At 69.0% G+C, this 10,915-nt stretch carries 8 protein-coding genes; 4 read left to right on the top strand and 4 right to left on the bottom strand.

Translation table 11 applies throughout. The annotated features are described in order from the left end of the window. Position 1: 1 nt before the first annotated feature. Positions 2 to 355: a Spx/MgsR family RNA polymerase-binding regulatory protein gene (locus L3V18_RS12765; RefSeq protein ID WP_237055476.1), complete on the top strand. Its 354-nt coding sequence runs from the start codon at positions 2 to 4 to the stop codon at positions 353 to 355. 4 nt (positions 356 to 359) lie between these two features. Further along, positions 360 to 1,490: a succinyl-diaminopimelate desuccinylase gene (gene dapE / locus L3V18_RS12760; RefSeq protein WP_237055474.1), complete on the top strand. Its 1,131-nt coding sequence runs from the start codon at positions 360 to 362 to the stop codon at positions 1,488 to 1,490. A 14-nt stretch (positions 1,491 to 1,504) separates the two neighbouring features. Here the strand turns inward: dapE and L3V18_RS12755 are convergent, their stop codons facing one another. Continuing rightward, on the bottom strand, positions 1,505 to 3,880 hold the full coding sequence (locus L3V18_RS12755) for a penicillin acylase family protein (protein WP_237055472.1): 2,376 nt from the start codon (positions 3,878 to 3,880) through the stop codon (positions 1,505 to 1,507). 416 nt (positions 3,881 to 4,296) lie between these two features. On the opposite strand from L3V18_RS12755, the gene asnB reads away from it, so the two are divergent. Together asnB and L3V18_RS12745 are read left to right on the top strand one after the other, a co-directional pair. Next, a complete protein-coding gene (asnB, locus tag L3V18_RS12750) occupies positions 4,297 to 6,030 on the top strand; it encodes an asparagine synthase B (RefSeq protein WP_237055470.1) in 1,734 nt (577 codons plus the stop codon). 61 nt (positions 6,031 to 6,091) lie between these two features. Then, positions 6,092 to 7,255: a threonine aldolase family protein gene (locus tag L3V18_RS12745; protein WP_237055468.1), complete on the top strand. Its 1,164-nt coding sequence runs from the start codon at positions 6,092 to 6,094 to the stop codon at positions 7,253 to 7,255. On the opposite strand, the gene L3V18_RS12740 is transcribed toward L3V18_RS12745, so the two are convergent. From L3V18_RS12740 to rnk, 3 genes are all read right to left on the bottom strand, one after another. Beyond that, on the bottom strand, positions 7,252 to 7,926 hold the full coding sequence (locus L3V18_RS12740) for a thiopurine S-methyltransferase (RefSeq protein ID WP_237055465.1): 675 nt from the start codon (positions 7,924 to 7,926) through the stop codon (positions 7,252 to 7,254). The two genes, L3V18_RS12745 and L3V18_RS12740, sit on opposite strands and share 4 nt — an antisense overlap. A 52-nt stretch (positions 7,927 to 7,978) precedes the next feature. Continuing rightward, on the bottom strand, positions 7,979 to 10,222 hold the full coding sequence (parC, locus tag L3V18_RS12735; RefSeq protein ID WP_237055463.1) for a DNA topoisomerase IV subunit A: 2,244 nt from the start codon (positions 10,220 to 10,222) through the stop codon (positions 7,979 to 7,981). A 144-nt stretch (positions 10,223 to 10,366) separates the two neighbouring features. Then, complete coding sequence (gene rnk, locus L3V18_RS12730; protein ID WP_237055462.1) at positions 10,367 to 10,783, bottom strand: nucleoside diphosphate kinase regulator; 417 nt, start codon at positions 10,781 to 10,783, stop codon at positions 10,367 to 10,369. Positions 10,784 to 10,915: the final 132 nt, after the last annotated feature.

The raw sequence follows: 10,915 nt of genomic DNA, 5'->3' as shown, positions 1-10,915 counted from the left end.
GATGACCACCCTGTACGGACTGAAGAACTGCGATACCTGCCGCAAGGCGCGCAAGTGGCTGGATCGCTTCGGCATCGAGCACGTCTTCGTCGACTACCGCGACGAGCCGCGCACGCCGGAAACCCTGGTCGAGTGGAAGGACAGGCTCGGCGGCTGGGATGCGATGGTCAACAAGTCCTCGACCACCTGGCGCAATCTGCCCGCGCATCGCAAGGCACCGGGCTCGGACGCCGAGTGGAAGTTGCTGCTGCGCGAGTACCCGCAACTGGTGCGCAGGCCGGTCGTGGTGACCGGCGACGGCGTCGTCAGCCAGGGCTTTTCCGACAACGGCTTCAAGAAGCGCTTCGGGGTCTGAACCGGTGTCCGATGTCCTCGAACTCGCCCGTGAACTGATCTCGCGCGCCTCGGTCACCCCGGACGACGTTGGCTGCCAGGCGCTGATCGCGTCGCGGCTGCAGGCGGCGGACTTCGCCTGCGAGCACCTGCGCCTGGGCAAGGTCGACAACCTGTGGGCGACCCACGGGGGGGGCGATGGTCCGACCCTCGTCCTGCTCGGGCACACCGATGTGGTGCCGCCGGGTCCGCGCGAGGCCTGGACCAGCGATCCGTTCGAGCCGACGATCCGCGATGGCGTGCTTTACGGGCGCGGCGCCGCCGACATGAAGGGCAGCGTCGCCGCGTTCGTGGTCGCGGCCGAGCGGTTTGCCGCCTTGCACCCGTCGCATCGGGGCCGTCTGGCGCTGTTGCTGACATCGGACGAGGAGGGCGACGCGATCGACGGCGTGCGCCGGGTTGCCGATCTGTTCCGCGAGCGTGGCGAGCGGATCGACTGGTGCATCACCGGCGAGCCGTCGTCGAAAACGAAGCTCGGCGACCTGCTGCGGGTCGGACGGCGTGGCAGCCTGTCGGCGACGCTGACCGTCCGTGGCCTGCAGGGACACGTCGCCTATCCGGACAAGGCGCGCAACCCGATCCACCTGGCGCTGAAGGCGCTCGACGAACTGGCATCGAAACGCTGGGACGACGGATACGAGAGCTTCCCGCCGACCAGCCTGCAGATCAGCAACATCCATGCCGGCACCGGCGCGAACAACGTGATTCCGGGCGAACTGCAGGTGCTGTTCAACCTGCGCTACAACCCGCACTGGGATGCCGGGCGCCTGATCGAGGCCTGTACGGCCATCCTCGATGCGCACGGCCTCGACCACGAGCTGCGCTGGCACCGCAGCGGCGAGCCCTTCTTCACCCCGGAAGGCGAGCTCAGGGCGAGCGCGCGCGAGGTGCTGGCACGTTTCGCGGGCGAGCCGCCCGAGGAAAGCACCGGTGGCGGCACCTCGGACGCGCGTTTCATCGCGCCGCTGGGTGCGCACTGCGTCGAGATCGGACCGGTCAATGCCAGCATCCACAAGGTCGACGAGCATGTCCGCGTTGCCGACCTGGAGGCGCTGCCGGAGCTGTACCTCGCGTTGATCGAACGCCTGCTGGCGTAGCGGCGCTCCTCCGATCAATCGCGCGCTGGAGCCAGGGTCAGCGTGTGCTCCGCCGGACCGGGCAGGAACGGGCTCGGACGGCCGTGCACCCAGTCGTCGTGGCCGGCGCCCCAGAACGGCGACATCGGATGGCCGCTCTGTCCGCCCGGCATGTGTGCGATGGCGTCGTCCTCGTGGCCGGGCGCCACCACCATCCGCTCCGACGCGCCGAAGTCCGGTCCCTGCACGCGCGGCATGTTGCCGTCGCCCGGCAAGGGTTCGGCCGGCATGCACAGCAGCGGTTTGACCACGCCCGGCAGTGCCCGCGAGAGCGGGTGGCAGATCCGCGCGGTGTTGCGCTCGCCCCAGCTGCGCTCTGCGAGCGGCCCCTGTGCCGCGAGGTCGTCGCGCAGCGCGATTGCCGCATCCTCGAACAGCGCCTGCCAGGAGTCGTAGCGGGCCGACAGCAGGTGCATCGGCTGTTGCCGGACCAGCGGCCAGGCCACGCCTTCGAGCTGGCGCAGTTCCGGCATCTCGAAATCATCACCGAGTGCGTGACGCGCCGGCGCGACCAGCCCGTCGGCGATCCGCTCCAGTACCTTGCTGCGCCAGGCCCGGACGATCCGGTAGCCGGCCGAGTCGATACTCGCGCGTCCCGACCAGTCCTCGCTGGCGGCGGCCAGCTCGAGCAGGGCCGGCGTTCCGGCGGTCGCGGCCTGCGTCCGCAGCAACTCGTGCCAGCGCTCCAGGAACACGGCGCGATCGTCGAGTTGCACGTGCAGCAGCGCCTGTTCGTCGAAGCGCTCGCGCGATTGCAGCGCATCGCGGATCTGCGCACCGCGTGCGCCCAGCGCGTAGCCGCCGTCGCCTATCCGCGCGAGCATGTCGCCGTCCACCACCCGCGTATTGGCGGTCCATAGCCGGGAGCGGTCGGGGCCGGAAACGCTCAACGAAGTCGATGGCCCGAGCGCCCATGGAGGACAGGATGTGTGCCGGTCCGGGATCGCGTCGCCGGCCGTCGGCGACGCGATGCAGCCCTCCGCGCGATCGGGCAGCGGTCCGAGCAGACGCCAGGCGATCCGTCCGCTGCTGTCGCCGACCAGCAGGTTCTGCGCTGGAATCGCAGTGCGGTCGGCGATCCTCAGCGCGGCGTCGACCGAACCGGCCTCGACAAAACGCGAGAGCTGCAGGTTCAGCGAGCCCGGCAGATGTGCGACCCAGCGCAACGCGAGACGATGGCCGTCGTCGTCGCGGTGCATCACCGGTCCCCATCGGGTTTCCTCGATCTCGAAATCGACCGCGTCCGCCCCGGCCACCTCGATGCGCTCGACGATCGTCCTGCCGGGCAGGCATTCGGCCTCCGCCGCGCCGGCCGGGCAGGGCGGCAGCCGTTTCCAGTCGAGCCAGTCGCCGTAGCTGTTGGTGAACGCCCAGGCGACATGACCGTTGCTGCCGACGACGATCGCCGGCATGCCGGGCAGGGTGAAGCCGGTCGCATCGACCCGGCCACCGGGGGCATTGCGGTCGGCATAGCGCAGCCGGGCACGGAACCAGATGTTCGGTGCCCGCAGGCCCAGGTGCATGTCGTCGGCGACGATCGCGCGGCCATCGTCCGTCAGCGTGCCTGCGACCGCGTAGTTGTTGCTGCCCTTGACCGGCGCCTCGCGCAGCGGGGCCATCGCGGCGGTCACGGCCGGCAGCCGTCGCAGATCCACCTGGTCCGGGCCCGGCAGGACGGCGTCGCCCACCGGCACGCCGGTGATCGGCGCATCCCAGCGGCTGCCGCCGTGGGTCAGCAGTTCGAACAGCGGTTCCGGCAGGTGCGGCTTGATCCGCCACAGCGCCAGTTCGTCGGCATTGGATGCGTCCTGCAGGTCGAAGTACATGGCGTAGGCGGCCAGTGCCGAATCCTCCGCCCGCCACGGTTCCGGCGCCTGGCGCAGCAGCAGGTACGGCCAGGGACGCGCCCTCAGGTCGGCCAGGCCGGCATTCACGCCGTCGACGTAGGCCTGCAGCAGGTCGCGCTGGTCGCCGGTGATGGTGTCCAGGTGCCGCCGCACCCGCGCACGCATCCGATGGACCCGGTGCCGCTTGTCGGCCTCGATCGCGACCGGACCGAACAGTGCCGCCAGCTCGCCCGCCGAGGTGCGTCGCATCAGGTCCATCTCGAAGTAGCGCTCCTGCGCGTGCACATGGCCCAACGCGCGCATCGCGTCGAGCCGGTTCGCTGCGGAGATGGTTGCGATGCCGAGCCGGTCGCGCTCGATGGTGACCGGTGCGGACAGGCCCGGCAGCGCCTTCTCGCCTTCCAGCGCCGGCAGGCTGGCGGCCATCAGCATCCATGCCGCCGCGAACAGCAGCAGGGACCCCAGCAGGACAAGAAGTGTTCCCCGTATCAGCCAGCGCGCCATGCGTTCCCCTTCGTGAAATCCGGTTGGTGCGGCTCCGGTGCCCCGGATTATCGCTCGATCGCCACGGTACCCGGCCGCGTCCGCGCGGCATGCCCGGTCCGGGTCGTTACATATGAAAGCGTCGCTTGCAAGCGTACCCGGACTGGGTCAGGATCGCCCCATGCACCTCTGCCACGTCCCGCTCCGTTCCGCCGCCGCCCGCCAGGGCCGCTGCCGCGTGGCTTCCTTCCGCTTCAATTCGAATAACAACACCTGCCCGCCACAGGCCGGTGACTAGTAGCTAGCACCCAGAGTTCATCGCTCTCCCCGGCCTGCACTGCGAAGTGCGGGCTTTTTTGTTTTCAGCCTTCGAGTTTTCGCTTCCGAGTTCCCGCCTCACCCATCCCATCCACGTTTCTGCTCATGGAGTACATCGCATGTGTTCGATCCTCGGAATATTCGGCCTGCAGCCGGGCGACGACGTCGCCGCCCTGCGCCGGCAGGCCATCGGCCAATCGCAGCGCCAGCGCCATCGCGGTCCCGACTGGAGTGGGGTATACGCCGATGAAGGCGCGGTCCTGGTCCACGAGCGCCTCGCCATCGTCGATCCAGCCGGCGGCGCGCAGCCGATCCGCTCCGGCGACGGCCGGCTGGTGCTGGCGGTCAACGGCGAGATCTACAACCACCGCGACCTGGAACAGTCGCTGGAACGGCACTACGACTTCCAGAGCGGCTCGGATTGCGAGGTGATCAACGCGCTGTATCTACAGGCCTGCCTGCAGGCTGCAGAGCGCGAAGGCGGAACCGCGGATGCGACCGGTGCCTGGCTGGACCGGCTCAACGGCATCTTCGCGTTCGCGTTGTGGGATCGCGAGCGCGGGCGCTGCCTGATCGCCCGCGATCCGGTCGGCGTCTGTCCGCTGTACTGGGGCCACGACGGCGACGGCAGACTGTGCGTCGCATCGGAGATGAAGGCGTTGGCCGATACCTGTGCCGACGTCGCCCAGTTCCCGCCCGGGCACTACTACGACAGCGAGCAGGGGGAACTGGTCCGCTACTACACGCGGTCATGGCGCGAACACGACGCCACCCGCGGTGTCGAGGTTTCCCCGCAGGCGCTGCGGGAGGCATTCGAGGCGGCCGTGCATCGCCAGCTGATGTGCGACGTGCCATACGGCGTGCTGCTGTCGGGCGGGCTGGATTCCTCGCTGGTCGCGGCGGTCGCCGCGCGGTTCGCACGCCGCCGGATCGAGGAGGACGATGCCTCCGAGGCCTGGTGGCCGCGGTTGCATTCGTTCGCGGTCGGGCTGGAGGGTTCGCCCGACCTCGCCGCCGCGGCGGTCGCCGCCGAGGCGCTGGGTACCGTCCACCACGGTTTCACCTACACCTTCGAGGAGGGGCTGGACGCGTTGCCGGAAGTGATCCGGCACATCGAGACCTACGACGTCACCACGATCCGCGCGTCGACCCCGATGTTCCTGCTCGCACGGCGGATCAAGGCGATGGGAGTGAAGATGGTGCTCTCGGGCGAGGGCAGCGACGAGGTGTTCGGGGGCTATCTGTATTTCCACAAGGCGCCGGATGCGCGTGAGTTCCACGACGAGACCATCCGCAAGCTCGACGCGCTGCACAACTACGACTGTCTGCGTGCGAACAAGTCGATGATGGCCTGGGGCGTGGAGGCGCGGGTGCCGTTCCTGGACGTCGACTTCCTCGACGTTGCGATGTCGATGGACGCGAGCCGCAAGATGGTCGGCGCAGGCGACGGCGCCCGTCGCCGGATCGAGAAGGCGGTGCTGCGCGAGGCCTTCGACGGCTACCTGCCGGACTCGATCCTGTGGCGGCAGAAGGAGCAGTTCAGCGACGGCGTCGGTTACGGCTGGATCGACGGCCTGAAGGCGCATGCGGAAGCGACGGTCAGCGACCGCGTGTTCGCTGCCGCGGCCAGCCGCTTCCCGGTCAACCCGCCGCAGAGCAAGGAGGCCTATCTGTACCGGCACATCTTCGAACAGTATTTTCCGGGACCCGCCTGCGCGGCGACCGTGCCCGGCGGCAAGTCGATCGCGTGCTCGTCGCCGGCGGCGATCGCCTGGGATGCCGCGTTCGCCAGTGCCGCCGATCCGTCCGGCCGCGCGGTGGCGGGGGTGCACGAGATGGCCATGGCGGACTGATGGGCAACGCCGCTAGCATCGTGCTTCGACCATGTGCTTCAACCATCTGGAGATCATCGCCATGGATAGACGCCAGTTCCTGGGATCCACCGGTCTGACGGCACTGGCCCCCGCCCTGGGGCTGGTGTCGGGTGCCGGAGTCGACGATGAGACAGGATCGGCTCCGGAGCTGTTCCGCGAGGTCAACTTCTTCCACGACGGCCTCGGGATGAGTCCGCGCGAGTACGCCACCTTGCTGCAACGGATGACGCAGTCCGATGGACTGGTCGGCGACAACTACTCCAACGGCGGCGCCATCGGAGCGCTGGAGAGGACGTTCGCGCAGCGGCTGGGCAAGGAGGCCGCGATGTTCGTGCCCACCGGCACGTTGGCCAACCACCTCGCTCTGCGCCGGCTTGCCGGAAACGACCGCCGTGTGCTGGTGCAGGCGGAGAGCCATTTCTACTGCGACAGCGGCGACTGCGGCGAACTGCTCAGCGGCCTGAACCTGATTCCGCTGGCCGAGGGACGCACAGCGTTCACCGTTGAGGAGGTCAGGCGCTGGGTCGAACGCTCCGGCGGTGGCCGGGTGCCGACGGGCGTGGGGGCGATCTCCATCGAGTCGCCGGTGCGCCGCCGCGATCACGAGAGCGTCGATTTCGACGAGATGGAGCGCGTATGCCGGTATGCCCGCGCGCAAGGCATCCGTTTGCATCTGGACGGTGCCCGTCTGTTCAACCTGCCATACCACTCGGGCCGAAGCGTCCGCGAGTACGCAGCGCTCTTCGATACCGTGTTCGTGTCGCTGTGGAAGCATTTCAATGCCATGTCCGGAGCGATTCTTGCCGGCGACGCGTCCTTCATCGACGGCCTGTATCACGTCCGTCGCATGTTCGGCGGCTCATTGCCGCAGGCCTGGCCGGTGGCGGCGGTGGCGGCCGAATACGTGGATCGCTACGAGGATGTCTACGCGCAGTCGTGGCGCGCGATGGACCGGTTGATCGCGATGCTCGAGTCGAACCGGCGATTGCGATTCCGCAAGCTGCCGAACGGTACCAGCCGCTTTTTCCTTTCGGTGGAAGGCGTCGCTCCGCAGGCCGTGGTGACGCGTGCCGCCAGGCGCGGGGTAAGGCTGCCCTGGACCAATGCCTCCACCGGCGAGTTCGCGATGCAGGTCAATCCGACCGTCCTGCGCATGCCGCCCGAGGCGTTGGCGGAGGTCTTCGAGGAAGCCGTGAAGGCCTAGTCGCGGCGCTGGAGGCGGTAGACCGCCGTCTCCAGCGCGGTCACGCCCTCGGCGACGAAGCCGGGCTGCTTGGCGAGGATGTCGCGGCGCTGCAGGGTCTCGACCCGCCAGTCGCGGTCGAAACGCGCATGCACCTCGTCGGCGGTCACGCTGAAGGGCGGCCCCTGTTTCTCGTGCTGGGGGTATTCCAGGGTGATCAGCAGGCCGCGACACCCCCCGGGCAGGCGCGCATACACCTCGTCGACATAGCGCCCGCGCAGGTCCGGCGGCAGCGCGATCAGGGCGGCGCGATCGAACACCGCGTCGCAGCCGGCGAGCAGGGCCGGGTCGAGATCGAACACGTCACCGCAGATCAACTCGATGCCGCCGGCGCTGTAGTGACGCCCGGAGGCCGACTCCGACACCTGCGGTTCCAGTCCGTGTTCGGCGAAGAACCCGGTCACTGCCAGTTCCGACAGCTCGACGCCAAGCACGCGGTGGCCGCGCGAGGCGAGCCAGACCATGTCCAGCGACTTGCCGGCCAGCGGTACGAACACCCGCGTGCCGGCCGCCTGACTGCCCTCGCCGAAGCCGAGCCACGGCCAGTGCTCGACCAGCAGCGGGGTCGGCCGGTCCTGGTGGAAGCCGATGCGGCCCTCGTGCCAGCGCTGGTGCCAGAAGTCCGGTTGCATGTGCGCCTCGCTCGGTAGTCCGGGCCGGAGGCCGCGCCCGGGACAGTCACGTCTATTCGACCGCCAAGCCCTCGACCTTCTGCCAGCCGCGCGGCAGCAGGCCGCCGCGGGTGGCGCGGCTGCCGAGGTAGTTGTCGAGATCCTTGAACGACAGGCTCATCGTGCGCGCGCCGGATTTCACGCTGAGCGTGCCGCCCGGCGGCACCACCGCCACCGCGACCACGCGCTCGGTGCCGAGTTTGGCCTTGGGGATGTCGATCAACTTGTTGCCCTTGCCCTTGTCGAGCTCCGGCAACTCGCTGACCGGGAATGCGAGCAGGTGGCCGACGTTGGTCACCGCGACCACGCGATCCTGTTCGATACTGCCCACCGGCGCCGGTTGCAGCACCTTCGCGTTCAGCGTCAGCGACAGCATCGCCTTGCCGGCCTTGTTGCGGCTGGTCAGGTTCTCGAAGCGGGTGACGAAGCCATAGCCGTGGCTGGAGGCGAGCACGAAACGTGCATCGTTGTCGCCGCTGGCCAGCGCCTGGAACGAGGCGCCGGCGGCCGGCGAGAAACGGCCGGTCAGCGGTTCGCCGTTGCCGCGCGCCGAAGGCAGCGAGTGGACGATCGTCGAGTACGAACGGCCGGTCGAATCGAGGAAGGCGACCTGCTGGGTGCTGCGGCTACGCGTCGCTGCCAGCAGGCTGTCGCCCTCGCGGTAGCTGAGCGCCGCGGCGTCGATGTCGTGACCCTTGGCCGCGCGGACCCAGCCCTTCTCGCTGAGCACGACGGTCATCGGCTCGCTCGGCACCAGGTCGGTCTCGGACATCGCCTGGGCGGCGCCGCGTGCGACCAGCGGCGACCGGCGGGCGTCGCCGAACTTCTTCGCATCGGCCAGCAACTCGTCCTTGACCAGCTTCTTGAGCTTGGCCTTGCTGCCGAGGATCGCGATCAGGCGGTCGCGTTCGGCATCCAGCTCGGACTCCTCGCCGCGGATCTTCATCTCCTCCAGTCGCGCCAGCTGGCGCAGCTTGGTCTCGAGGATGTAGTCGGCCTGGTCCTCGCTGAGCTCGAAGCGCTGGATCAGCACCGGCCTGGGCTCGTCCTCGCTGCGGATGATGCGGATCACCTCGTCGAGGTTGAGGAAGGCGATCAGCAGGCCTTCAAGCAGGTGCAGGCGACGCTCGACCTTTTCGAGGCGGTGCTTGAGGCGGCGGGTGACGGTGTCGGCGCGGAAGGCCAGCCATTCGCCCAGGAACGCCTTCAGGCCCTTGACCTGCGGGCGGCCGTCCAGGCCGATCACGTTGAAGTTGACCCGGTAGCTCTTCTCCAGGTCGGTGGTCGCGAACAGGTGGCCCATCAACTGTTCGATGTCGACGCGGTTGCTGCGCGGCACCAGCACGATCCGGGTCGGGGTGGCGTGGTCGGATTCGTCGCGCAGGTCTTCCAGCCACGGCAGTTTCTTGGCCCGCATCTGGGTCGCGATCTGCTCGATCACCTTGCCCGGCGAGGCCTGGTGGGGCAGGGCGGTGACGACGATGTTCGTGCCTTCCTTCTCGTACACGGCGCGCGCGCGGATGCTGCCCAGGCCGGTCTCGTACATCGACAGCAGGTCGGCGCGCGGGGTGATGATCTCGGCCTCGGTCGGGTAGTCGGGGCCGAGCACGTGCTCGCACAGGTCGCGGGTGGTCGCGTCGGGGTCGTCGAGCAGGCGCACGGTCGCGCTGACCACCTCGTTAAGGTTGTGAGGCGGCACGTCGGTGGCCATGCCGACCGCGATGCCGGTGGTGCCGTTGAGCAGCAGGTGCGGCAGCCGCGCCGGCATCCAGGTCGGTTCCTCCATGGTGCCGTCGAAGTTCGGGGTCCAGTCGACCGTGCCCTGGCCGAGCTCGCCCAGCAGCACCTCGGCGATCGGGGTCAGCTTGGCCTCGGTGTAGCGCATCGCCGCGAACGACTTGGGGTCGTCGCTGGAACCGAAGTTGCCCTGGCCCTCGATCAGCGGATAACGGTACGAGAACGGCTGCGCCATCAGCACCATCGCCTCGTAGCAGGCGCTGTCGCCGTGCGGGTGGTACTTGCCGATCACGTCGCCGACGGTGCGGGCGGACTTCTTCGGCTTGGCGGCGGCGTTCAGGCCCAGCTCGCTCATCGCATAGACGATGCGGCGCTGCACCGGCTTCAGTCCGTCGCCGAGGAACGGCAGGGCGCGGTCGAGCACCACGTACATCGAGTAGTCGAGATAGGCGCGCTCGGCGTACTCCTTCAGTGGAATCTGCTCGAATCCATGGAACGCCGGTCTTACGGTTTCGGTCATGCGTGACTCGGGATTGCGGACTGCGATCCGCGCATTCTAGGGCAGCGGGCCGGGCGCAGGGACCGCCGCGCACTCGGCAGCGCGGAGGCGCGGCCGGATCGGGGCCCAGCCGGGGCCGGTATGTTCGCGGCGGGCGGGTCCGGACTAGCGATGCAGGTCGCCGGCCGCCTCGGGCTGGTAGCTGATCGCCTCCACGGTCAGCCGGGTGCTGCGTCCGCCGGGCAGCGGCCACCGGATCGTGCTGCCGACACGCAGTCCGAGCAGGGCGGTGCCGATCGGCGCGAGGATCGACACCCGTCCCGGGTCGCCATCGGCATCGCGCGGATAGACCAGCGCGATCTCGCGGACCGCGCCGCTGGTCTCGTCGCGTACGCGGGCGACGGAATTCATGCTGACCACGTCGGGCGGCATCGCAGTCGGCGCCACGCGTTCGGCGCGGTCGAGCTCGGCTTCCAGCGCACGGGTATCCAGCGATCCGGCGAGCGGAGTTTCGAGCAGGGTCTCGATGCGCTCGGCGTCGAGTTCGGAAATGACGATGGGCGGTGGAATCGGACGGGTCATTGGCAGTCTCCATGGCAATGCGGGCGCCGCCCTGGGGAGCGCCGCCCGCGGTTCTTGGTGTATCCCCGGACCATAGTCCCGGCAGGTGCGGGCGGCAAGGTCGGGATCGTCCGACGGCGCTGCCGGAGCGGC

The sequence above is a fragment of the Marilutibacter chinensis genome (assembly GCF_021725675.1).
Classification (GTDB): Bacteria; Pseudomonadota; Gammaproteobacteria; order Xanthomonadales; family Xanthomonadaceae; genus Marilutibacter; species Marilutibacter chinensis.
The sequence above is the reverse complement of the archived record's forward strand: the minus strand, read 5'-3'. Positions and strand labels throughout refer to the sequence as shown.